The sequence below is a fragment of the Marinobacter nauticus genome, assembly GCF_003634635.1.
GTDB lineage: Bacteria > Pseudomonadota > Gammaproteobacteria > Pseudomonadales > Oleiphilaceae > Marinobacter > Marinobacter nauticus.
The window spans coordinates 294,621-316,570 of sequence record NZ_RBJB01000002.1 but is presented as its reverse complement, the minus strand read 5'-3'; the positions used below and the strand labels follow the sequence as shown (position 1 = coordinate 316,570).

The window sequence follows — 21,950 nt, the reverse complement described above, 5'->3', positions numbered from 1 at the left end:
GAAGCCCCCGTTCAGGAGGCTTTTATGTGCATCAAAGGTGGCCTTTTACAAATGCCCGCAGCTCACTGAGACTTCCAGCCCCTGTCTTCTGGGCAACAACACCGCCGCCCTGGAACAGGGACAGTGTCGGAATGCCCCGGATACGCATTTTGGCAGTAATGTCCGGGCTGTCATCCACGTTCACTTTGGCAATCGTCAGTTGTTCACCAAACTCGTCTGCGATTTCCTCAAGCATTGGTGCAACCGTCTTGCAGGGGCCGCACCAGGGCGCCCAAAAATCCACCAGCACGGGGCGATCGCTCCTCACAACCTCCTGCTCAAAATTTACATCTGTTACTTCTATTATGTTGCTCATCGGCAAACCTCCTCTACGTTTAAATCTGTTTCGAACATTGAGGCCTTCTGTCACTGAAAACCAATTGCAGGACTGTATAAGTTCCATTTCCTGTAATGATGATTTCCGGTCTGGCTCTCACAGTCGTTTGCTAAACACCAGCCCACCCCACGCAAGCGTACGGTTCCCTGTGCCGGATTTGATTTCGGAACTCTGAACGCGCAGCACATAACTCAGTTCGGCGCCCACCAGGAAGTTGTGGGTGTAACCAGCCCAGACCTCGGCCAGGAGAATGTTTAGCTCATTGGCATCCAGCTCATGGTCCGAATCCCGGAATTGGCCCTGCAAGAAAGCATTGTAGGCACGAGCTTTGACTGATATTCCGCCCCAGAAGTAGTTTTCGCGCCCACCCGGGGCGGACACACCGGGGGCGCGTTCACCGTAAGCCATCAATTCGGGGTTAAAGCGGTTATCCGGTGATGAGATCAAACCATCCCTGAAAACCAGGGCCGCACCGAACTCAGTCAGGTAACCGGCTGAACCGAAATACGTCAGTTTGAACTGCTGATTCGGCTGACTGGCATCCAGGTATTGATGGTATGCAGCTGAATATCGGAAGGTCAGCTCTCCGCCATTGGAAATCTGGTGGCCCCAGCCATTTGCCCGGTCGCTACTGACAACCTTGTGAACCGCATTCTGGCCGGATTTAAAAACATCCAGCCCCAGCACGCCCACGGTCATTGATGTCGTCCAGCCCGATTTCGCGGCCAGGGCCTGATAGCTCTGGCTCGACGACAGGTAAACCAGGCTGCTGTATGGACGATCGTTCCGGTCAATGGCCGACTCTTTGATCTCCTCGGGCGTGAAGCCATACACCCCAAACTCGAGCGCCGCGCTCTCTGGCTCCGCCACCTTTCCTCCGAGGAATGGCAGCACATACCCATCCAGTCCCTGACTGATGCTCGAAACCGAGTTCTTAATGAATTCCTCGGAATTCGAGGAATACGTAATGGCCACCCCGGCGGTGTAATCCCGATCTGTCTGCGTTGGGGCAAAGAGATCGTTGTCCGTAGAGAGGGCCATCACCGAGTCTGAGGACTCGGCATGGGCGGTAAAGGCCAACAGGGAAACCGCAAACATCGGTACCAGAAAACGAGAATTCATAGCCAACTCCGAAAAGTGTGTCGGTAAAGTTGGCGCTATTCTTCGATTGACTGGCGCTCAGGACTAATAAAGCGTTGGTATTCAAAACATCACCCATGCTTATGGGTAGGTAGTTATACGTGCATTATTTGAGCTCTTCTGCCAAGTGCCCATCACCCAAAATGATGTATTGCATACCGTTTGGGAATTATTCGTTACGACTCTTCAACTCCATACTTCGCTCCATCTGATATCGAGTCCATTGGCGACTCCGGTATGAGCATCAACCCATCGAACTTTGGAGAATATGTTATGCGTAAATTTGTACTGATCACCCTGGCTTCGCTTTTTGCCGCCGCCGCCCTGCCCGCTAACGCTACCCTGGCAGACCGTAAATCCGATGAGCCGCGCTCCGAACAGGCTCAGCCCGCTCCGTACAGCGGCCAGATTGTGATTCGCGGTGAAATTCAGGATCGCGACGCTAAGAACCATACGGCCAAACCGGCTCCATACAGCGGTCAGATTGTTATCCGTGGCCAGGTTCAGCCCGAAAGCCACGGTTGAGATTTAGCTGTTTGCTTTGCGTCTTGGCACCAGGGACGGTGCGTTTTTAATCTCGAATTAAGGCCGGAATGGCGAACTGGTAAACTCGACAATTTCGCGAACCACTTCTGGATTCTGCAACAGCCGGCTATGGCCATATCCCGTTGTATGGATCATACGGCTCCTCGGAAAAGCCTCTTGGAGGGCCCGGGATTCGGCAACCGGGACTTCTGAATCCAGATCATCGTGGATGAGCAACACAGGTGTCTTGATCGCAGGCGCAAGCGCAAGCAAATCCAGGCGATCAACACTCAGCCCCACCGTTTCTTCCATATCACGCACGAAAACACGTTCACTCCGCTGGCCAAGGTTCACAAACCGGGCGAACCGGCTGAGAACCCCCTTAATCGTTGCCGGGCCTGAGACCAATACCAGGCGATCAAAGCACCCATTGTTGGCTTGGGCATAAACAAGCGCCGCGGCACCCAGTGAGTGACCGACCCCAACATCAAACGAACCACCCACGTATTCATGGGCTTCCAGAACCGACTCAATAAAGCGACCCGGATGTGATTCGGTGGCTTGCGATTCGCCATGCCCGACCGGATGGACGGCATAAACGATGTATTCATCAGCATCTATCACACTCAATAGATCCTTGAATTGTCCGATCCAGCCCGACCATCCATGCAGGAGCAGAATTTTCTTCGGGCCACTTCCATAAATCGACAGAAAGCCTTTGTTACGAAGGGGCACGACCGTGTGGAATAGCTCTCGGGATGAAGCACGCCGTTCAGCCTTGATTCGTGGGCTGGTCATAAGCTCCACGGCTTTAGACGCAGCCCGCGATGGCAGCAATCGGCTGTAAACACCAAACGCAGCCTGGAATAGATTCAAAGAAAGATTCATTTCCGTTTTCCTCAACCTGAAAAAAGCCTCTGATTCCGGGCAACCTCTTCCCATATCGAATCAGCCTATTTAAAGTGTATATACACCTTTTAATGCAATGCAAGTGAAATTGTTCATTTCTTGCACATATGGTTGACCAGCAGCGGCCGCTCAAACAGATGGACAACTATTCCAACCTTCCTGCCGCCTCCATTCCGGCCAAAGAGCAGAGAATGGCAGGCACATTCACGAAGAAGGAGACAACCCATGTCCGTCAGTTCGCAAACCACATCTTTCTCTCTGTACCACTATCGCTCATGCCCTTTTTGTGCATACACGCGCTCCGCGATGAAGCACATCGACATCAAAGTGGAAGAACGAGATATCGCCCGAAACCCGGTCTATCGGGCTGAGCTGATCAAAGGTGGCGGCAGAGCGCAGGTTCCCTGCCTCAGAATCGAATCGAACGAAGAGGTGCGTTGGCTTTACGAATCCCAGGACATCGTCCGCTTCCTTCAGCGCCATGCTGCCCAGGCAGCTGATCACGAACAAACCGTGTGAAAGATCCCAGAGACATAGAGGACAGCAAGCATGCTCAAACGAAAAGTGGATGTTGCCATCATTGGCACGGGCACAGCGGGTATGGGTGCCTACCGGGAAGCTCGCAAACATATCGACAGCATCGCGCTGATAGAGGGTGGCCACTATGGCACCACCTGTGCCCGTGTGGGCTGTATGCCCAGTAAACTTTTGATTGCCGCTGCAGAGGCCGCCCACGGCGCAAAGCATGCAGGGGTATTCGGACTCAATGTGCCGACCGTCGAGACCGACGGTTCAGCGGTACTTGACCGGGTAAAGAGAGAACGCGACCGCTTCGTCGGGTTTGTTGTCGAAGACGTCGACGACTTTGATGATAGCCATAAGGTCCGTGGTTACGCACGCTTCCTGGACGCCCATCGTTTGCAGATCGATAACGGTCTCGAAATCACTGCCGACCGGATTGTTATTGCAACAGGGTCCAGACCATTTATCCCCGAAGCACTAAAGGACGCGGGTAACCGACTGCTCGTTAATGACGATGTATTCGAACTGGAGCAACTTCCGGCATCCGTACTGGTTGTCGGGACAGGTGTTATCGGTCTGGAACTGGGGCAGGCTCTAAGCCGGCTCAACGTCAAGGTTACGATGCTGTCGCGCAAAGAATCGATCGGAGGCATTGCCGACTCGGAAATCCGGAAAATTGCGGCGGATACTTTCCAGTCCGAATTTGATCTCGTCCTTCATGCCGAGGTCCTTGCAGCAAAAGAAATCCTGAACGGTGTTCAGGTCACCTACCGCACGCAAGGAGGCATCGTTCATACGGTTGTGGTTGACTATGTTCTGGCGGCAACCGGCCGCATACCAAACACTGACAAGCTCGGCCTCGAAAATACCGGAATCGCGCTGGACACCCGCGGCGCTCCTGTCTTCGATCGATTAACCATGCAAACCAGTGCATCGCACATCTTTATTGCCGGTGATGCCAACAACGAGCTGCCCCTGTTGCATGAGGCCTCCGATGAGGGGCGTATCGCGGGCAGCAACGCGGGAACCTTTCCCACTGTAAAACCCGGTCATCGACGTGCCGGGCTGGGCGTTGTCTTTTCCGACCCCCAGATTGCCAGTGTGGGCAAGCGAGCCCACGAACTGGTGCCACACACCTTCATTACCGGGAAGGTTAGCTTCCACAATCAGGGAAGAAGCCGGGTAATGGCCAAAAACCAGGGAATGCTGAAGGTCTACGCAGACCAGCACAACGGCACTCTAATGGGCGCAGAAATGTTTGGACCGGCTGCGGAGCATATTGGCCACCTACTGGCCTGGGCCGTGCAGCAGTCTCTTACGGTACACGAGATACTCGGGATGCCTTTCTATCACCCGGTTATTGAAGAGGGTGTCCGCACCGCCTTCCGGGATGCCGCAGAACAGCTGAAAAAGATAGAACGTGAGGAGGTATCCCATGCAGTTGCTTGAACTGTTCAGGCGTTACCACAAACAGGCGGCCAAGGTTGCCCTCGTAGTAGGTTCGATTCTGTCGCTGATCAACCAGCATGATGCGTTGTTCGGATACGAGAAGATTCAGTGGCTGCCGGCAGCCTTGACCTACTGCGTTCCATTCTGCGTTTTCATGCTCGGCAAGCTGTCCAGCGAGCGGGATTGCCAGAAATCCTCCGGGCTGAATGTGCCCGTTTCCAGGTATCGTTAACTACCCTGATTTCGCCGCGCTGACTCTCAGTGCGGCGAAATCATCCTTGAGGCAATCGCTTTTGCCTTCAGCGCAGCATCCAGATCACCTTCAACGTGGGCCTTAACAATAGCGCCCTCTTTCAGTAAAAACAGAGCGTTAGCCAACTCTTCTGCATCAGTTTCTGAACTGTAGATTTCCAGAGCATGCCGCTTCAGGAGTTCAAAAATCCTGCTTTTGTGAGCCGCACATCGTTTGTGTACCGGATGCTCGGGATCACTGTACTCACCACAGGTGTTGATAAAAAAGCACCCGTAGAAACGATGCAGTGTCGGTACGCGGTTATTGAACCAATCGTGAACGGCATCGAACATTTCCATGAGAGCCTCCCTTCCTGCCGGTCGACTGTTCATTCGCGACTCCAGCCATTGGAAAAACAGCTTGTCTCGATGTTCGACAGCCGCCTCTACCAGGCTGTCCTTGCTCTCGAAGTGGTTGTAGAGCGTTTGCTTTGCGACACCCGACTCCTGAAGCACCTGGTTGATACCGATAGCATGAATTCCGTGCTCGTAGAACAGTCGCAATGCCGTATCGATCAAATCCTGTCTTCGTCCCATCTCCAGACCTCTATTTTTTTCACTGAATATATCTTGACCAAATTAGACAGATCTGTCTAGAATTAAAAATAGACCGACCTGTCTACTTCAGGAAATGCCACGGGCGTTATGAACAAGGTGTTTTTTGACTGGTGTTGTTGTCGGTGCCATTTACGAACCACCAGCGAATACGACACGGAGAAGAGCACGATGGACATACAAATCAAAACCACGCGGAAAGCGCCCGTGTTTGGGCTTGAAGCTGATTTGATAGATGGCCTGCAGGCCGGGCAACCAAAAGCCTTTACGGAAGCTTACCGGAGATATCATCCAGTGATGCTGAGAGTTGCGGCCAGATACACCTCTGCAGCGGTTGCCGAGGATATCGCTCAGGAGGCCTGGATGGCAGCCATTGGAGCCATTGCTTCTTTCGAGGGCCGTTCGTCGCTGAAAACCTGGCTGTGCCGGATCGTGACCAATAAAGCGTTTAATACCTACCGGGAAAAACGTAAAGAATTCCCTGCGACGCCCAGCCTTGCCCTGTTGTCCGATAACTCACCGGATAACCAATTAAATGGCGCCGCCGGGCATCTCAGCGAACCTGAGTTGGCTACCCAGACTGCAAAGGTTCAGGAACGCATTCGCGTTGAAATGAAGAATATGAACCGGGATCACGCCAACGCAATTCTGCTGAAGGGGATGAGCCCGCTCACCGGTTCGCAGGTATCTGACGTTCTGCAGATTTCCCATGGAAACCTGCGGGTCATCCTGCACCGTGCACGAAACGAGCTGGCCGCTCTGCTCTGAGCCAGGCGGCTTTTTATCTGTGATTTGCTAAAACTGGAGAAACTATATGGGCACCCAACGTCCACCACTACCTCCCTTTACCCGTGAAAGCGCCATTGAAAAAGTCCGCCTTGCAGAAGATGGCTGGAACAGCCGTGACCCTGCGAAGGTCGCCCTCGCCTACACGGAAGACACCCGTTGGCGTAACCGGGCCGAGTTCGCCAATGGCCGCGAGGAGGTTGAAGAATTCCTTACCCGCAAATGGAATCGTGAACTGGATTACCGTCTGATCAAAGAGCTCTGGGCTTATACCGACAACCGCATCGCCGTGCGCTATGCCTACGAATGGCATGACGACAGCGGGAACTGGTTCCGTTCCTATGGCAATGAAAACTGGGAATTCGATGCGGACGGTCTCATGCAGCGCCGTTTTGCATGCATCAACGACAGTCCCATCAAAGAGTCAGATCGTCTTTTCCGTTGGCCCCTGGGGCGCAGACCGGATGATCACCCCGGCTTGAGCGATCTGGGGCTCTGATACCTTATCGAGCTGGCGGACTATTAACTTTAAGAGCGCGGTCGCTACCCTTATGCCTGGAGGACGGCCGCTAGCTCGTTTCTCGCTCGATGCAGAATGACCCGGAGGTTTCCATGGGAAATCTGCAGAACGTCAGATACCTGCGAGCCCGTCAGTTGGGTCATACCTTTCAACAGAATCGCGTGGGCGTGCTCCCGGTTCATATTCTTCATTTCAATCTGAATGCGCTCCCGGTCTCTGGACGTCTGCACAGCGAGTTCCGGTTCGCTGAGATGACAGGAAGCACTCCCTGGTTCTCGGCTGATTGGTCTGACAGCATTGCAAGGCTTGGCGTCGCAGGGAATTCCGGCCGCTTTTCCCGATAGGTATTAAACGCTTTATTGGTCACTATCCGGCACAGCCAGGTTTTCAGCGACGAACGGCCCTCGAAAGACGCGATAGCCCCAATTGCAGCCAACCAGGCCTCCTGGGCAATATCTTCGGCAACCGCTGTAGAGGCGTATTTAGCTGCCACCCTCAGCATCACTGGGTGGTATTTCCGATACGCTTCATCGAAAGCGATCCGATGCCCGGTTTGCAAGCCTTCTATTAAATCAGCCTCCCGCTCAAAGGCGGTTAATTTCCGAATGTTTTTTGGTTGGATATTCATGCTGCACTCCTCCAGCTCCGCCTTGGGGACACATCTCGATAGATCAGTTATGCATCCACATTAGGGGGATTCAGAGGTGGCAGCATGCTTCTGGGTGAATCTTCTTTGAACTGTCCGTGCAGGCTTGTTCACTCGGTCTTGGCAAAGTCAATCGGCATTCGAGGTATGCCGAAATTCGTAGGGGGTCAAGCCAAACTCGGACTTAAAACGTCTGCTGAAGTGAGTGGGATGCTGGAAACCCCAGCCAAGCGCTATTTCCGTGATCGTTCGGCCCGTCATCGCAGGATTCGAAAGATCCCGCCGACAGCGCAGCAGGCGCTGGCTTATCAGATATTGCAATGCAGTTTGCCCTTCCGATTGGAAAAGAGAATGCAGGTGCCTCAAGGAAATTTGGTGCGCAGAAGCAATACCCTGGAGGGATAAGTCCGGATTATTCAAATGTGTATCGATGAAACGCTTGATCCGAATTAGTTGATGACGTTCAAAAAACTCGCCGCGACTAGTCGGCGGTCCGAGAGTACTGACCAGTGTACCCATCAGCGCATCCGTTAAAGCGTCGCTGTTCTCCAGCCTGCCGGCTAGAAATTGCGGCGCCATTGACTGTATCAACGCGCATAACAAAGATGCTGTGGTGGAGTCTCTGGCGAATTTATTATCAATCAGATGCCAAGAGCCTGGCAGCCAGTTCCTTAAACGCGCCAGTGGCATCAGCACCGAGATCTTGTGCAGCTTTTCCGTAACATCGAATGTCATTGGGCGCGTTGTATTCCATAAAATAATATCCCCGGCCATAAGTTCGAAGCGTTTCGAATCAATCGTGAACCTCTCTTGCCCCGAAAGAACCAGTTGCAAGATGACTGTCTCCAGGTCATCGCCGGATATCTCTTTAGCCTGGCGAGCACCACCACAGGGGTCGCAAACGCAGTTGACGATCCCGAAGTTACCAACGGAACGATGAACGACTCCTGCCGTAAAGTCATCAGACGGGGCTTTCCTCGGCTTCCAAAGCCCATAAGCAGTGCCCAGTTTTTCAGTCCACTCATCATACGGAATGGCACTGCCCTCGGAGATGGGCCCTGTTACATCCTGCGTCTGTAACGTCTCAGATGCTCTTTAGTTGTTATTTGCAACTACCTTTAGATTAAAACGTAGCCAGAGTGAAAGGCAATAGTTAAATTCAGACTCGCCGGGGTTCGAGTACTTAAAACCTTCTGCAGATTTTTCGGCATAATCTGCCGCCTTTCCAACCATGATTCGAAATACATTACCCCATCAACCAATTGATCCAATTGTGAAAATGGGTAGCAATCATAGAAAAATCAACCTCCGGGCTGTCTGCTTTAATCAGCGCAGCCTTTCTTTTCTCGGCAACAGCCCACGCTTCCGGCGGCCACTCAGAAATCATTAGACAGGTGACAGATCGAGGCCTGAAAGTTGTGTCGTCTTTCAAAGCTGTCGACGGAATGACCGGATATGTACTGGATTCAAAAGGCTCCCCGGTCACGATCTATGTTACGCGCGATGGCGAACACGCATTCGTTGGAACATTGATTGATAAGAATGGCGCCAACCTCTCAGCGCCAAAGGTGCAGGAGTTGTTCATCGATGCCCAGAATAAGCAAGCGTGGAGCAAGCTCGAGAATAGCCATTGGATTCAGGACGGCAACCCAAACGCCGAAACCGTCATTTACGCCTTCGTCGATCCCAATTGCCCCTATTGCCACAGGTTTCGCACAGCCGCTTTGCCCTGGCTCAATGCCGGTACCGTTCAAATCCGACATATCGTGGTAGGCGTGTTGGCCCACGACAGCGTCGCAAAAGCTGCAACAATCCTTGGTTCGAAGAAGCCCCTCGGAGCCTACATCAAAAACTTTGAGTCCTTCCGAAGCGGCGGCATTGTGCCGGTAGACGATGCGTCCGAGCGTGGCCAGGCCAAAGTAGAAGCTAATAACCGGCTGATGTCGGAGCTTGGTGTCAGTGCCACTCCCGGAATTTATTACAAAGACGGCACCGGGACTGTTGGAGTGCGGCTTGGGCTGCCGCCAGAAAATGAATTCAAGCGCATTATGAATCCGTAGGCTTCATTCGGGGCGGCCTTTCGATCAAAAGCCGGCCCCGATTTGCGATGCCAATCGGGTTAGGTCCCAACACTGGTCGGACCAATCCATGCATGCCGCACATCCGGTGCACCTAATCTGCGAATCGTCGCTAATATCAATCCCCGTTGGGCACATCTGCGCACACATCTAGGTACAGGCTGGGGAGCCCCAAGACTGGCATTTCGGTATGTTGCCTGTCATCGTCTGATCTATTTCTTAAACACGTGCATGGGTTTCGTCGGGATGGAGGATGAGTGGACATCTTACCCGGTTTGCAAATAAAAAAGCCGGGGTTAAGCCCAGCAAACTGAGTGTACTCTTAAAACCGGCAACAACTCACGCCAACTGCGATACCTTATGTTTCAGGCCGTCGATCCACTTGTTCAGATCCTTCAGGGATTTCGACCCGGTTTCCTGGCCCATGAACTGGTCTCGTCTCAACAGAACCAGTGTCGGAATGGCCCTGACGCCAAATTTGGCAGCGATTTCATGCTCCTGATCCACATCCACCTTGATGATGGCATTATCAGGATTCAGTTCACTGAACTGTTCAAGCACGGGATTCATGACCTTGCATGGCGCACACCAGGGTGCCCAGAAATCCAGGAGCAACCATTCGTGTTTATTGGCGAGATCGCCCAATTCGTCAAACGTATTCAGATTTACAATCGGCACAACGAGGTTCCTCCGGGAACTTTCTGAAGAATAAAAAGGGCGTACTCGGTGAACAATATCGATGCGAGGGTAAATGCCGAATACGCCAAGGGGTGAACGATTATGGCTCAGGCTTTTCTCAACCGGTCGCCAATCAGCTTATCCAGGGAGAACACACCCGGACCACACATAGCCAGAGCCATCAGGATCAAGCCCCAGACCACGTGATACAGTTCCGCTGCTGGCGCGATCGCTTCAAGACTGATTACCGCAACAATGTTGATGACGAACAGACCCAACGAAGACACCAGGGAAAACAGGCCAATGACCAGCAACACCGGAAAAACCAGTTCACCAAAGGTCGCCAGGAAGGCCGCAAACTCGGGGCTCAACAGCGGAACACTGTATTCTTCCTCAAACAGAAACAGCGTGGTTCCCCAGTCATCAATCTTTGTGAGACCAGCTTTAAAAAAGACCCAGGCCACATAAAGCCGCCCGAGAAGCAGTGCAATGGGTAGCAGGCTGCCAATCAGTCGCTGAACCGAATCGTTCAAACCATAGAAACTGTATGCCAACGTTTTCATGTCAATCTCCTCTTAATGAATGGCTTTGGCGCCAACAATGACGCCTTTTGCGATCATGTCTTGCAGCCAATGGGTAAAGCTGGTGTCTTTCAGAACATCCTCGCCAAAGACTTCGGCAATACTCCGCTGGTTTCTGACTGACTCCAGCAACAATAAGTCTTTCTCAGGAATGAGTTCCGCCATCCCTTTCCAACCTGCGCGATAGATCAGCGCATTCTGGCCTCGGCCCCTGGCGATCATTCTCTTCGCCTGAGCAAAACTGAGTGTGTCCTTCGGTGTCTCGCTTTTGTGCGCCTCCCAGATACTGACCACCGGGTACATGGAGCGGAAAAACTGGAGTCCTTTGTTGAGAATCAGAGAGCAGGACGCCAGGTCTTCTCCAATTACGGCGAAGCTGTCGACGTTCACCTCTTCATATTGGCTTCTCTCGACTCGCCCGATGTAATTGTCGAGGCGCGCCACATCGGAGAGATAAGGAACGCGGTCTGAGATCCGATGCGAGATAATCCAGCTCGGGAAGCCCCAGCCGAAATCGCCCCAGTCTCCGCTCTGTTTGCGGATCATCCTGAAATAATCGAGGGCCAGCCCTTCAAAGTCGGCAGGGCCTACCAGTGCCCTCACGGTTGGATAACCTTGCTCGAGGGCTCGAACTGCCTTTGCCTCAACCCCAAATCGATACACCTCTGAATTGGGCCGCACCGGATTGCTCGTGCCGCCGAACAGGAATTCGAGGAAATGAGCCTGGTAATCAGAGAGATTCATGGCTGTGCTCCCTCCCCAGTACCCGGCGCTGAGCCTTTCTGGCCTTGGTAGCCTCCCCAAGAAGCTCGCGCCAGGATGGGAGGTTGTTATCCCACTCAATCAAGGTGGGCTTTGGGCCGATCGCATTGAGTGCGCGTTCGTAGGTTTGCCAGCCAGCCTCAGATACCGGGCAGGCGTGGTCGTCGATCAGCAGCTCTTCTTCACCCACGGGCGTCGAGCCCGCAAGATGAATCTCGGTGATCGCAGAGTGGTCGAGTGATCCGACGTAGCGATCAACAAAGTTCTCCAGATTTGAGACTTGCCCATTTCGGGCGTTCACCATCAGATTGTTGATATCGAGGATCAAGCCACACTGCGTGCGAGCTACGATTTCACTGAGAAAACTCGCCTCGTCGAAATCACTCTGGTCAAACTCGATGTAGGCACAGACATTCTCGATAGCGATCTGACGGCCAAGGTACTGTTGCACGCGGTCAATATTGTTCACTGCATGCTGCAAACTGTCTTTGGTGTAGGGAATGGGTAGCAGATCACCACCGTGAAAGAGCCTTCCACCGATCCTCGCCCAGGTAAAACACAGGTGGTCCGACACGAGCACCGGATCCACCCGTTCCACGAGGCGTTTCAGTTTTTTGAGGTAATCGTCAGGAACAGACTCAAGAGACCCTAGACCTGCCGAGGTGCCATGCAGACTGATCGGCGTGCTGGCCGAGATCTCTTGTAGCAGATCGACAGCGATGCCGGCGTCTCCGAAGAAGTTCTCCGAATGAACCTCAAGAAAATCGAGCGCGGGTGCCTGTTCCAGTACGTCCTGATAGTGCTCGGATCGCAGCCCTACCCCAACGGCGGTCTTCTTGAGTTCCGGCTGGCTCTGGACTGTGGCCTGACGATTACTCATGGCGCTTAACCCTTGCTTTTCTCAGCAATGATTTTCAGGGCCGTTTCCTTGTCAAAACCACCCAGATCCTCGCAGGTGCCTTTCTCGACAATCTTGTACTCACCCGGGTCGTTGGCGACTTTGGACTGCCCTGCACAGGAGTGGGTTCCGGCAAGGTTCGCACAATCGTTACCACCTACAGGCGAAATGCCGTAACACTTTTCTTTGCCACCTGCGTGAGCCAGGGGCGCGGCACTGGCGCCGGCCAATGCCGCCGCCAGTGCCGCGCTGAAAAGAAGTTTCTGGTTCATATCTATCACCTTCACAGTTTGTTTCAGGGTCCCCGAGCAATAACGCCAAGGACCCCGGGACGTGCTCATATCATTGGCAGGGAATTACAGCTCGGCTGCTTCCACAGTTTTGATCTCCGGCCAGATGTCGTTGGCATTGGCGATGAAACCGGGCACATCGGTGAGCCAACGCTTCTGCACGTCTTTGTTCAGGTTCAGGTAGAGCTTGTTATCGACAATCCGCCAGGCTTCGGGATCAACGTCGAACTTCTTCTCCATGGTTACGCCAAACGCGCAGTAACCACCGTACTGAGGCGCATAGGCACTGGGGTCGGCACGGAACAGATCACGATTCTCGGCGCTGGAGAAATGGTAGATCGCGTTCTTGTAGGTGGCGGTGTATTCCGCAGAACCCTTGGTAGCTTCTGAATCGGAAAAGTAAGCCACAGGATCGTAGCCGCTGATGGCAACATCATTGGCGTCGGCATTCATGTCGATATCAGCAGCAAAAGCAACAGAGGCAGCGCTCATGGCAGCAACAGCAACGAAGGCACGAAGTTTGTTGAAACGAGTCATTGGGTATCTCCTTTGAATGAATGATGACTACGTTTGAAACATTAAGACCTCGGGCGGTACTGAATGAGTACGATCGTTCAAACTTCTATGCCAATTATCTGGAGTGGCTTATGGACAGGCTTTCTTACATTCTCGACCAGCTCAACGTAAACGCCGGCGTGTTCTTTCGGGGTCAGCTTTGTGGTCTCGCTTCCTTTGAAGAAGAAGGAACCGGTTACATCCATGTACTCCGTTCGGGGGTGCTCGACATCATGGAAGGCAACCGGGAGAAGGTTACGCTCACAGAACCAACCATGATTTTCTCAGTGCGGTCCCAGCCCCATCAGCTTTTCGGTGCCAACAAGGAAGGCGCCGAGATGATTTGCGCGTCAATCAAGTTTCAGACTGGGTCGCGCAACCCGGTCCTTGGTGCGCTACCTCCAACAGTCGTACTTCCACTCTCTTCGGTTCAGGGCCTCGGATCATTCGTGGATGTGCTGTTCGCTGAAGCCGAAGCTGCCCAGGAGGGACGGGACGCGGTTATGAACCGACTGGTCGAGGTGATTTTCGTGAATGTGCTCCGGCACATTGTCTCCGAAGGGGAAACACCCAAGGGAATGCTATCCGCGCTTGCGGATCGACAGCTCAGCAAGGTCTTGAATCGCATTGACAGCAACCTGAACGGGGACCTTTCCGTGGAGAAGCTTGCTGAAGTTGCGATGATGTCCCGCTCGACCTTTATTCAGCACTTCAAGAACGTGCTCGGTCTGGCACCTGGCGAATATGTTCAGAACTCACGGATATCCGCGGCGAAAAAACTCATCCTGAAGGACAAGCCTATGTCGATTATCTGCTTTGAGGTGGGCTATGAGGACGCCTCTGGATTCTCCAGGGCCTTCAAAAAGAATACAGGCATGACGCCGAGGGAGTGGAAAAAACTGAACGCGACAGCCGCCGAAGCTGAGAAAAACGTAGTTGAGGAAAACGCAAACGTGGCCTGATAGAGCTGCAACAGCCAAGGGGCAAGGATTCTGAATCCTTGCCCCTTTTTAGTTGGTATTGCGCTTTACTTCAGAATAACCTGGCCGCGAATGACTTTTTGACCGCTGTACAGGCTACTCACGGAGTGACTGTAATCTTCGATGTCTGATTTTCGGTCCGCCAGGGTTGCGCTGGCGGAAGCGGAGATCAGGGCGATGGAAACAAGAAGCAAGGCTTTGGCAGTGATGTTTTTCATGTTGGTTTATCCAGTGGTTGATGTCTACGAGAGAAATAGTAACCACCGGAGCACCGCCACAAAGGGACAAGCGTTCTAGTTAATGGGCCGATTGTCCAGGGCGGGTTTAATCACGGTTAGCGGACCGCAATCGAGCGCTCTGGCCGCCATCGCGTTTGCCCAACGCTCTTTTGCGACCCGTTCGATCACGCTCCGAATCCAGATAATGCCCGGATCCCGGTCGTGGCGAGTGTGCCATGCGAGGTACAGGCTGGTAGGCTCCACCTCAATTGGCAGACTCGTGATGGAAATACCTGCGCAGAATTCGCAGTCTCCGGTAATAACTTCCGGGATGGTGGCAACCAGGTCGGAATTCCTGAGCAGATTCGGAACCGCGGAAAAGTGGTTTACCGTCACCGCCACGCGTCTCTCCAGACCACGCCGGTTGAGTGTATCGTCGACAACACCATGGGCCTCGCCAGACATGGTTGCCAGCAGATGTTGAGCACTGAGAAAGGAATCAAGATCAACTGCCCGGCCGCTCAGTTCATGGCCACTTCTCATGGCCAATGCATAACCGGTGTCGAACAGCCAGAGGCTTCTCAGGCTGTGATCGTGCTGCTCGAAAAAACCGATCACGAAATCGACACTTGCCTCACGCAGATGGTTCGCTGCAGTGGCGGGCGAGAAAGGAACCGCATGGAGATCAATCCCCGGCGCACTTCTCTGCAGCTCGGAGACCAGCGGTTGCCAGACCATCTCGAGAATCAGATCGGTAACAGCTACCCTGAACGTCCTGCGGGATTCACTGGGCGTGAAGCGTGTGGAGTTTACCGCATTGGACAGTTCGTACAGCGGATTGCGGATCTGTTCCCAAAGGCTTTGCGCATACGAGGTCGGTTCTACCTGCCGCCCCCGCTTCACAAACAAAGGATCTTTCCAGGCCGTCCGCATTCGGGACACCACGTTCGAAACCGCTGGCTGGGTCATACCTAGGCGGTCCGCCGCTCGTGTGATTGAACCTTCCGTCATGATGGCGCTGAACACGTGTAACAGGTTAAGTTCCTGGTTTTTCATGGTGCCTCCCTCGTGTTTGATGAGGACGTTATAGAGTGATCCTTACTGCACAGACGTCCAGCGGGCCTATCTGTTACTGGAGCTACGCCAGATTCGCAGCAAATCCATTTATCCGATTGTCTGGACAATGCATGTACTACGACCTAGGATCATGCATATACACTTCAAGGGCAGGAGCCCAACATGTCTGAGCAGTCTGTCGATCAGGAAACAACGCCGCTTGATGTTGCCAGAACCTGCGCTGCGCTCTACTCCCGCGTTTTTTCCCGGCTGGTAACCCGGCACTACAACCATCACCTTTCCGATACCGGTCTCAGGATTACCCAGTTCTCAATTCTGAACGCCATCAAACTGTCACCCCCAAACTCTATCAACGAGCTGGCGGAGCTACTCGGCATGGAGCGGACATCACTCCAGCGCACGGTTGAAAAACTGATTGCCAAGGGTTTGCTGCAGTCCCAGCCAACTGGCCATAAGCGTTCACTAGGCCTGGCTCTGACGGCGGAGGGCGAGGAAATATATCAGCAAGCACTGGTACGATGGGAAGAAGCTCACGGAGAGTTTACCGATATGGTAGGGGCAGATGACTGGTCGGTAACCGTAGGCAAACTCCGGCACTACAGCGGTAAGCTTCAGTCTTCCCTGTGATATTGGTTCAGACCTCGTCGCGCATGAACTCGAGCAGGGCTTCGACCTCTGCTTGAGTGTAGCGAGGGGTTATGTGTTGCGGACAATTCCAGTCGAAGGCTTCGACGTGAATGAGCATGCCCTTCTCTACTCTCGCGTCATAATGACCGTCCTGCAGATCGTCCAGAATCAACGGCTGGTCGGAACCCACAAGCGCCATCCGGCCGAGCAGTTTCAGCCTCCTACGGTTCGGATAGTCCATCAGGAACAGCGCCACGCGATCATTGTTCAGGACGTTTCCCGTTGTGACGTACTGACGGTTGCCCGAGTAATCAGCAAACCCGATCGTCGACTGATCCATTACCTTCAAAAAACCGACTGGCCCACCTCGGTGCTGAATGTATGGCCAGCCTGTCTCACTAACGCTGGCGATATAGAAGCTGTCACGCGCTTCGATGAACGAGCGTTCCCGCTCTCTCAACAGATGATTTCGGTCCGGGCCAGTCTCAATGGATGAGTAACCCGACCGGCTGCCCATTTCCTCCTGAACCTGCTTAACAGCCTGGGTAAAAGCGATTTCCGCAAATTTATGCGCCATGGTGGGCTCCTGAAGGTTGCTACAATCGTTGTTAAGGCTGTCTATCAGTAACCCCGCCGGCTCGGGTGTTACATCGCATCGCCATGATTGTTAAAAAGCCCTATCCCTTTCGCGGCACCACGACCCCAAAAAACATACTTGACTATGTGTCAGAGCTAGCTGTAAGCGTCAGCTGGTAGGCTTCTCGCGCAATCTCCTCAACATCAAGACTCAGAGCGAGGTCGCTTGAGCCCAGGCTCGCCATCGGAACGAACGCCGCATCCAGTGCATCGTCGGCGGCTATCGGCTCACCCTCCTCCCAATAACAGAGAACGGCGATCAAGACAAAGTGGGAACGAAGATGCCCTTCAGCCCCGACGTCGTAGGCATCCACAGCATTGAATACCTTACCGGCGGTCGCCCGAATGCCGGTCTCTTCGAACAACTCCCTGACAGCGGCGGCTTCGATAGTCTCTCCCAGTTCCATTTTTCCACCCGGAAACCCCCAGCGACCCGCGTCCGGCGGGTTAGCACGGCGCACCAGCAAAACCTCATCGTTCCTGAAAAGCACCGCAATCGTCGCCACCACCGGGTGCATATATCGGTTACTCCGAAGCTCACTTTCGGTTGCCGCAGCCATAAAATGCCAATCTCGTCGTTGTTCGTCAGGTATACGGGGCAAACGTCAGCGCGGTACCTGTGAGCAGCTTGCACTTCGCTGATCAGAATGTTCGTGGGGTGCGCACTCCGTTTTCATGCAACAAACGCGCGGCTGGCGGACCCGACAGCGCAACAAAACCCGGCGAAACACACGCCAGGCACCGCCAAACAGTTCGGCGAAAAATTCGGCACGTAGTCGGGCATTGTCACGTTCGATTTCACGGATTTTCGGATCCGGGTTATGGAAGGCCATTGCATCTTCTCCCTGCTCTCTGAAAGCTTAGCAAAATCGAGGCAATGGTGGCGACAGCCACTACAGCGACTGATGCAAAAGGTCGAGCTGGGAATCGCCCACCAGTGTTCGTTCGCGCTCAAAGATCAGCCAGGTTCGGACTCGGCTCTCTATCTGATTTCTGTTGCGACAAATCCAGGTATAGCGGCCGGCAGGATCAGAGACACATTCCATCTGTGCGCCGTGTTTGCGGGCAATCGCCATGTGTCGCTTAAATGTCCGGTCAGGCATGTTGGCATAACGTCTTCGGATCTCATCTGAAGTCAGATCAGCGTTATCCAGCACAGTGGTAATGAGCTCAAGGGTGGTCTTGAAATCGCGGTACATAGACTCTCTGGAGGCGTCATGCCAACAAGTGGCACAAGCTTCTGCCGGTGCCAGTTTCTGGCGTAGCCGGGGCCGAGCGGTAAAATCGCAGCCTGGGCACGCCGAAGCGGGCGCCAATTATAGCGATGCCAGCTGCTGGCACAAGTGACGCGCCATGCCGGTAACTGGCACACCCTCTCGGGCATGCCAGCATTTGGCATGTAGTGACGGCAAGAGATAGGATGCTCGCCGTGGCCAGACACTACCTGGGCCCGAGGAAGGTTGATCGGGAGGTTACAGGCGCACCCTTACTGTCCATTGAGATGACTTCAAACTGAATATTCACATCGGCACTGGAGAGATATTCGGGCGGATAGGTAACGGATACGGGAATCTCGGCTTTTTCCCCGGGCTCCAGCGCCAGACTGCCTGGCCCCTGATATTCGCCATGCTCAAGTCCTACTGCGTCAAGTATAAAAAACCTCGCCTCGCTGTCCTTGTTTCTTACTTTCAACAGATAGCTGTTTTCAATCTGACCGTCTGCAGTAAACCGGTACATCCCTCGATCCCGCTCTACATCAAGGGTCACCAGCGGCCGGGACGCGACGCCCCAGGAGAACAAGGCGATCGTCGAAACCAGCAGGAGGAAATAGCCGATCAGACGGGGTCGCAGCACACGGGTAAGGCCACCGGCCAGTTCCCGCTCGCTCGCATAGCGAACCAGTCCCCGGTCGTACCCCATCTTGTCCATGATGGAATCGCAGGCATCAATGCAGGCCGCGCAACCAATGCATTCCATTTGCAGTCCGTCGCGAATGTCGATACCTGTCGGGCAGACCTGAACGCACAACTGGCAATCAATGCAGTCTCCGAGGCCGTCGTCCGGGGCGCGCTGCTCACCCTTTCGACGAGAACCCCGGGGCTCTCCCCTCGCCGCGTCATAGCTCACTACCATCGAATCGGCATCGACCATGGAAGATTGAAAGCGGCCATAAGGGCACATGTGAAAGCAGACCTTCTCCCTGAGCCAGCCCGCATTCAAATAGGTGGCTGCGGTAAAAAAGAAGACCCAGAACGCAGCCCAGCCAGACGCCTCCAGGCTCACCAAATCTCCAGTCAGGGCCCGGATCGGGGTGAAATATCCAACAAACGTAATCGCGGTAATCAGGCTGATTATGAGCCAGAGGCCATGTTTGCAGGCTCTTCGGGCTGCTTTATTTACACTTGGCCCGGCTCTGTCCAACTTGATTCTTCGGGAGCGATCGCCCTCGGCTAAGCGCTCTGCCCACAGGAATACCCAGGTCCAGACACTTTGTGGGCAGGCATAGCCACACCACACACGGCCGGCCCACATCGTGATAAAGAAGAGTCCGAATGCGCATATCAGAAGAATTGCCGATAACAGAATGAGATCTTCTGGCCAGAACGTGGCTGAAAAGATATGGAACTCTTTCGCCGCCAGATCCCAAAGCACGGCCTGACGGTCATTCCAGTTCAGCCAGACGACCCCAAAATACAGGGCGAACAGTACAGCTCCTCCGCAGAGCCTCAAGCGTCGATAAAGGCCCGTAAAGGATCGTGGCTGTATTTTCTGGTTTCCTCTGGCGCCAGGCGCCTGGTCGAGCTGTTTTACGGAAATGAGCTGGGTCACCGCTGCACCCCTTACCTGTCATCGGATGTGATCGAGTGGCGGCAGGATAGAGGTATTGGTTTATTAGAGGCAGGACCACATTTTTTGAAATTGATAGGGACAGATGAGGGTTTGTGTCAGGCCATCAGACCGGGGAGCCGCATTAATGCCTCAGCTCTGGCTCTCGTCCAGGGGTGCGCAAAACTGAGCCGTAAACAGTTTGAGAATTTCCCGGACATCGAAAATAGCTCACCTGGAGTGATCACGACACCCTCGTCCAAGGCGCGGTTATACAGCTTTATGGTGTCAACATGCTCTGGCAATTCCAGCCACAGCGCCAACCCTCCTGCCGGAGAAGTTGCCCGAATCGGGATGGGCCATGTACCCAGCAAATCGAGCAACTGGTCTCGTTGGCACTGCAGTTGCTGGCGGTATCGCCGCAGGTAGGCCGCATACCCGCCATCCGCGAAAAAATCTGCAACTCCGCGCTGAATGAACCGGCTACTGGCAAGCTGTGATGTAAGCTTCAGCCGAACGATGTCGTCGTGCCATCGCCCTCCGGATATCCAGCCCAAACGCAGGTCCCGGGAAAGCACTTTGGAAAGCGAGCTACAGTGGATGACCCTGTTCGGGTGGTCGACGGCTTTCAGTGTATCCGGCACGACCAGCCAGCCAGACTCGCCGTATATGTCGTCTTCTATGATCGCCAGATCATGGCGTTCTGCGAGCTCTATCAGATGTACTCGGGAATGCAGTGACATTGAAGCGCCAGTGGGGGTAGCAAACGACGGAGAGACCACGCAGGCTTTGATGTCCCAACGCTGCAATGTTTGCTCAAAAGCACCGACATCCAGTCCCGTTTCCGCCGATGCCGGAATCTCTACTACTTGAAGCCCCAGTTGCTCCAGCAACTGAAGAACTCCATAGAAACCGGGTGCTTCAACCGCAACGACATCACCCTTTTGGCATACCGCCATCAGCGCAAGGAACAGTGACTGCTGGCAACCAGACGTGATGCAAAGCTCATCTGCTTCTGCCTGCCAACCACGTTTTGCCGCCCGCAGCGCTATCTGTTGCCGTAACGAAGGGTCTCCTGCCGGCTCATCATAGTATTGAAAGTCTCCGCGCTGGCGCCTCAATGCCCGGGAAATAGAGCGATTCAGCTGCACGATGCCAGCAGGTACTTCATTCTTGTCGGAGCCCGGTAGCAGATCGAAAGCCGCACTTCGGCTCATAATGTCCTGAAAAACCTGACTGACGGATACGGGCTGAGGCGCTTCCAGCGTTACAGGATGACTTGGGCTCTCAAATCGGTTTGGCGCCATAGACACAAAAAAGCCACTGCGTTCACGAGCCTCGACCAACCCCTGCGCTTCCAGACGTTGCAGTGCGTGCTGAACGGTAATTTTGGCAAGGCTATGGTTCTGGCATAGCTTTCTTATTGAAGGTATGCGTTCGCCAGGCCGCCACCGCCCCGACAGTATGCCTTCGCGCAGAGATGCCTCGAGAACTTGGTATCTTGGTTTGCCTGATGCCATTACATGTGCAGCCCGGCGATATGCCGCTCCCCGGTTAGAACCATCGCCCAACACGTGAGGTGTAATGGGCGTAATCGTCCCCGAATAATGCCCGCATATGACGTTCCTCGGGTTTAATCTGGAAGCGATTCATGTACAGCATGAACAGAGGCAGTAACAGCGCAGCAAATACACTGCCCAGATACAGGCTCCACGCAATAAGCATCAGCAGAAATCCGAGGTACATGGGATTGCGGGTGTAACGGTAAATCCCGTCAACCACCAGGCTGGCAGACTGATGAGGCGTACGAGGGTCCACGGTGGTGCCTGCTGCACGAAATGCCAGAACGCCGGCCAGGGCAATACCTGCGCCAGCCAGGACCATGAGGGTACAAAGAATCAGCCTGCCCGGAACCGTAAAGTAGCCAGACGGCAACAGCCTCGAAATAGCCCACATGGCCGCCCCGAAAAGGATAACCAGAACAACGGGTGGAACCTTGAGTTCAAGTGCTTTCACTATTTGTGT

At 53.9% G+C, this 21,950-nt stretch carries 30 protein-coding genes and 1 pseudogene; 9 read left to right on the top strand and 22 right to left on the bottom strand.

Translation table 11 applies throughout. The annotated features are described in order from the left end of the window. Positions 1 to 31 precede the first annotated feature (31 nt). Both trxA and C7436_RS01555 read right to left on the bottom strand, forming a co-directional pair. A complete protein-coding gene (trxA, locus tag C7436_RS01560; RefSeq protein ID WP_121206451.1) occupies positions 32 to 355 on the bottom strand; it encodes a thioredoxin in 324 nt (107 codons plus the stop codon). 117 nt (positions 356 to 472) lie between these two features. Then, positions 473 to 1,498 (bottom strand): lipid A-modifier LpxR family protein, encoded by a 1,026-nt coding sequence (locus tag C7436_RS01555; RefSeq protein ID WP_121206450.1) that lies wholly within the window; start codon positions 1,496 to 1,498, stop codon positions 473 to 475. 291 nt (positions 1,499 to 1,789) lie between these two features. Between C7436_RS01555 and C7436_RS01550 the strand changes: the two genes are divergently transcribed. After that, entirely contained in the window at positions 1,790 to 2,041 is a 252-nt protein-coding gene (locus tag C7436_RS01550; protein WP_121206449.1) for a hypothetical protein, read from the top strand. Between the two features lie 57 nt (positions 2,042 to 2,098). On the opposite strand, the gene C7436_RS01545 is transcribed toward C7436_RS01550, so the two are convergent. Then, on the bottom strand, positions 2,099 to 2,929 hold the full coding sequence (locus C7436_RS01545) for an alpha/beta fold hydrolase (protein WP_121206448.1): 831 nt from the start codon (positions 2,927 to 2,929) through the stop codon (positions 2,099 to 2,101). Positions 2,930 to 3,175: 246 nt separating this feature from the next. Between C7436_RS01545 and C7436_RS01540 the strand changes: the two genes are divergently transcribed. From C7436_RS01540 to nrtS, 3 genes are read left to right on the top strand one after another with little or no spacing between them, the layout of a single operon-like run. Further along, positions 3,176 to 3,469, top strand: coding sequence for a glutaredoxin family protein (locus C7436_RS01540; RefSeq protein ID WP_228198028.1), 294 nt, complete (start codon positions 3,176 to 3,178; stop codon positions 3,467 to 3,469). Positions 3,470 to 3,499: 30 nt separating this feature from the next. After that, the gene (locus tag C7436_RS01535) at positions 3,500 to 4,921 is read left to right on the top strand and encodes a dihydrolipoyl dehydrogenase (protein WP_121206447.1); all 1,422 of its coding nucleotides are present in this window, start codon (positions 3,500 to 3,502) and stop codon (positions 4,919 to 4,921) included. Further along, a complete protein-coding gene (gene nrtS, locus C7436_RS01530) occupies positions 4,908 to 5,153 on the top strand; it encodes a nitrate/nitrite transporter NrtS (RefSeq protein WP_121206446.1) in 246 nt (81 codons plus the stop codon). The genes C7436_RS01535 and nrtS overlap by 14 nt, the downstream gene beginning before the upstream one ends. Before the next feature lie 26 nt (positions 5,154 to 5,179). Here nrtS and C7436_RS01525 read toward each other — a convergent pair whose 3' ends face one another. Further along, positions 5,180 to 5,749: a TetR/AcrR family transcriptional regulator gene (locus C7436_RS01525; RefSeq protein ID WP_121206445.1), complete on the bottom strand. Its 570-nt coding sequence runs from the start codon at positions 5,747 to 5,749 to the stop codon at positions 5,180 to 5,182. Between the two features lie 108 nt (positions 5,750 to 5,857). Between C7436_RS01525 and C7436_RS01520 the strand changes: the two genes are divergently transcribed. After that, entirely contained in the window at positions 5,858 to 6,535 is a 678-nt protein-coding gene (locus C7436_RS01520; protein ID WP_228198027.1) for an RNA polymerase sigma factor, read from the top strand. A 46-nt stretch (positions 6,536 to 6,581) separates the two neighbouring features. Continuing rightward, on the top strand, positions 6,582 to 7,052 hold the full coding sequence (locus C7436_RS01515; protein ID WP_014421578.1) for a nuclear transport factor 2 family protein: 471 nt from the start codon (positions 6,582 to 6,584) through the stop codon (positions 7,050 to 7,052). 208 nt (positions 7,053 to 7,260) lie between these two features. On the opposite strand, the gene C7436_RS01510 is transcribed toward C7436_RS01515, so the two are convergent. Beyond that, a complete protein-coding gene (locus C7436_RS01510; RefSeq protein ID WP_228198026.1) occupies positions 7,261 to 7,701 on the bottom strand; it encodes an RNA polymerase sigma factor in 441 nt (146 codons plus the stop codon). A 147-nt stretch (positions 7,702 to 7,848) separates the two neighbouring features. After that, a complete protein-coding gene (locus C7436_RS01505) occupies positions 7,849 to 8,727 on the bottom strand; it encodes a helix-turn-helix domain-containing protein (protein ID WP_228198068.1) in 879 nt (292 codons plus the stop codon). 281 nt (positions 8,728 to 9,008) lie between these two features. Between C7436_RS01505 and dsbG the strand changes: the two genes are divergently transcribed. Beyond that, positions 9,009 to 9,779, top strand: a complete 771-nt coding sequence (dsbG, locus tag C7436_RS01500) for a thiol:disulfide interchange protein DsbG (protein WP_322934335.1) — start codon at positions 9,009 to 9,011, stop codon at positions 9,777 to 9,779. A 24-nt stretch (positions 9,780 to 9,803) separates the two neighbouring features. Here the strand turns inward: dsbG and C7436_RS18995 are convergent, their stop codons facing one another. The 7 genes from C7436_RS18995 to C7436_RS01465 form a co-directional block, all read right to left on the bottom strand. Then, complete coding sequence (locus C7436_RS18995; RefSeq protein ID WP_370257175.1) at positions 9,804 to 9,935, bottom strand: ferredoxin family protein; 132 nt, start codon at positions 9,933 to 9,935, stop codon at positions 9,804 to 9,806. A 201-nt stretch (positions 9,936 to 10,136) separates the two neighbouring features. Further along, the gene (locus tag C7436_RS01490; RefSeq protein WP_121206440.1) at positions 10,137 to 10,475 is read right to left on the bottom strand and encodes a thioredoxin family protein; all 339 of its coding nucleotides are present in this window, start codon (positions 10,473 to 10,475) and stop codon (positions 10,137 to 10,139) included. Positions 10,476 to 10,582: 107 nt separating this feature from the next. After that, on the bottom strand, positions 10,583 to 11,038 hold the full coding sequence (locus tag C7436_RS01485) for a DoxX family protein (RefSeq protein WP_121206439.1): 456 nt from the start codon (positions 11,036 to 11,038) through the stop codon (positions 10,583 to 10,585). A gap of 12 nt (positions 11,039 to 11,050) precedes the next feature. Next, on the bottom strand, positions 11,051 to 11,800 hold the full coding sequence (locus C7436_RS01480; protein ID WP_121206438.1) for an HvfC/BufC N-terminal domain-containing protein: 750 nt from the start codon (positions 11,798 to 11,800) through the stop codon (positions 11,051 to 11,053). Then, positions 11,787 to 12,698 carry a DUF692 domain-containing protein gene (locus C7436_RS01475; RefSeq protein ID WP_121206437.1) on the bottom strand — a complete coding sequence of 304 codons (912 nt, stop codon included), beginning with the start codon at positions 12,696 to 12,698 and terminating at the stop codon, positions 11,787 to 11,789. Before C7436_RS01475 ends, C7436_RS01480 begins: the two co-directional genes overlap by 14 nt. 5 nt (positions 12,699 to 12,703) lie before the next feature. Next, positions 12,704 to 12,988 carry a BufA1 family periplasmic bufferin-type metallophore gene (locus C7436_RS01470; protein ID WP_121206436.1) on the bottom strand — a complete coding sequence of 95 codons (285 nt, stop codon included), beginning with the start codon at positions 12,986 to 12,988 and terminating at the stop codon, positions 12,704 to 12,706. A gap of 84 nt (positions 12,989 to 13,072) precedes the next feature. Then, positions 13,073 to 13,543: a YHS domain-containing (seleno)protein gene (locus C7436_RS01465; RefSeq protein ID WP_014421588.1), complete on the bottom strand. Its 471-nt coding sequence runs from the start codon at positions 13,541 to 13,543 to the stop codon at positions 13,073 to 13,075. Positions 13,544 to 13,653: 110 nt separating this feature from the next. Here C7436_RS01465 and C7436_RS01460 point away from each other — a divergent pair, with 110 nt between their 5' ends. Beyond that, a complete protein-coding gene (locus C7436_RS01460) occupies positions 13,654 to 14,523 on the top strand; it encodes an AraC family transcriptional regulator (protein WP_121206435.1) in 870 nt (289 codons plus the stop codon). A gap of 65 nt (positions 14,524 to 14,588) precedes the next feature. Here the strand turns inward: C7436_RS01460 and C7436_RS18785 are convergent, their stop codons facing one another. Both C7436_RS18785 and C7436_RS01455 read right to left on the bottom strand, forming a co-directional pair. Beyond that, positions 14,589 to 14,759 carry a hypothetical protein gene (locus C7436_RS18785; RefSeq protein ID WP_170155409.1) on the bottom strand — a complete coding sequence of 57 codons (171 nt, stop codon included), beginning with the start codon at positions 14,757 to 14,759 and terminating at the stop codon, positions 14,589 to 14,591. Positions 14,760 to 14,834: 75 nt separating this feature from the next. After that, positions 14,835 to 15,815 carry a LysR family transcriptional regulator gene (locus C7436_RS01455; RefSeq protein ID WP_121206434.1) on the bottom strand — a complete coding sequence of 327 codons (981 nt, stop codon included), beginning with the start codon at positions 15,813 to 15,815 and terminating at the stop codon, positions 14,835 to 14,837. Positions 15,816 to 15,998: 183 nt separating this feature from the next. Here C7436_RS01455 and C7436_RS01450 point away from each other — a divergent pair, with 183 nt between their 5' ends. After that, on the top strand, positions 15,999 to 16,463 hold the full coding sequence (locus C7436_RS01450) for a MarR family winged helix-turn-helix transcriptional regulator (RefSeq protein WP_121206433.1): 465 nt from the start codon (positions 15,999 to 16,001) through the stop codon (positions 16,461 to 16,463). 7 nt (positions 16,464 to 16,470) lie between these two features. Here the strand turns inward: C7436_RS01450 and C7436_RS01445 are convergent, their stop codons facing one another. From C7436_RS01445 to C7436_RS01415, 7 genes and pseudogenes are all read right to left on the bottom strand, one after another. After that, a complete protein-coding gene (locus C7436_RS01445) occupies positions 16,471 to 17,040 on the bottom strand; it encodes a pyridoxamine 5'-phosphate oxidase family protein (RefSeq protein ID WP_121206432.1) in 570 nt (189 codons plus the stop codon). Between the two features lie 142 nt (positions 17,041 to 17,182). After that, positions 17,183 to 17,659 (bottom strand): NUDIX hydrolase, encoded by a 477-nt coding sequence (locus C7436_RS01440; RefSeq protein ID WP_121206431.1) that lies wholly within the window; start codon positions 17,657 to 17,659, stop codon positions 17,183 to 17,185. A 333-nt stretch (positions 17,660 to 17,992) separates the two neighbouring features. Further along, positions 17,993 to 18,298: a hypothetical protein gene (locus C7436_RS01430; protein ID WP_014421613.1), complete on the bottom strand. Its 306-nt coding sequence runs from the start codon at positions 18,296 to 18,298 to the stop codon at positions 17,993 to 17,995. A 241-nt stretch (positions 18,299 to 18,539) separates the two neighbouring features. Further along, the gene (gene ccoG / locus C7436_RS01425; protein ID WP_121206428.1) at positions 18,540 to 19,928 is read right to left on the bottom strand and encodes a cytochrome c oxidase accessory protein CcoG; all 1,389 of its coding nucleotides are present in this window, start codon (positions 19,926 to 19,928) and stop codon (positions 18,540 to 18,542) included. Positions 19,929 to 20,044: 116 nt separating this feature from the next. After that, on the bottom strand, positions 20,045 to 21,142 hold the full coding sequence (locus tag C7436_RS01420) for an aminotransferase-like domain-containing protein (RefSeq protein ID WP_228198065.1): 1,098 nt from the start codon (positions 21,140 to 21,142) through the stop codon (positions 20,045 to 20,047). 105 nt (positions 21,143 to 21,247) lie between these two features. Continuing rightward, positions 21,248 to 21,445: pseudogene (locus tag C7436_RS18875) on the bottom strand (GntR family transcriptional regulator); the annotation flags it as partial. 34 nt (positions 21,446 to 21,479) lie between these two features. Beyond that, positions 21,480 to 21,941, bottom strand: a complete 462-nt coding sequence (locus C7436_RS01415; protein ID WP_121206426.1) for a methyltransferase family protein — start codon at positions 21,939 to 21,941, stop codon at positions 21,480 to 21,482. Positions 21,942 to 21,950 lie beyond the last annotated feature (9 nt).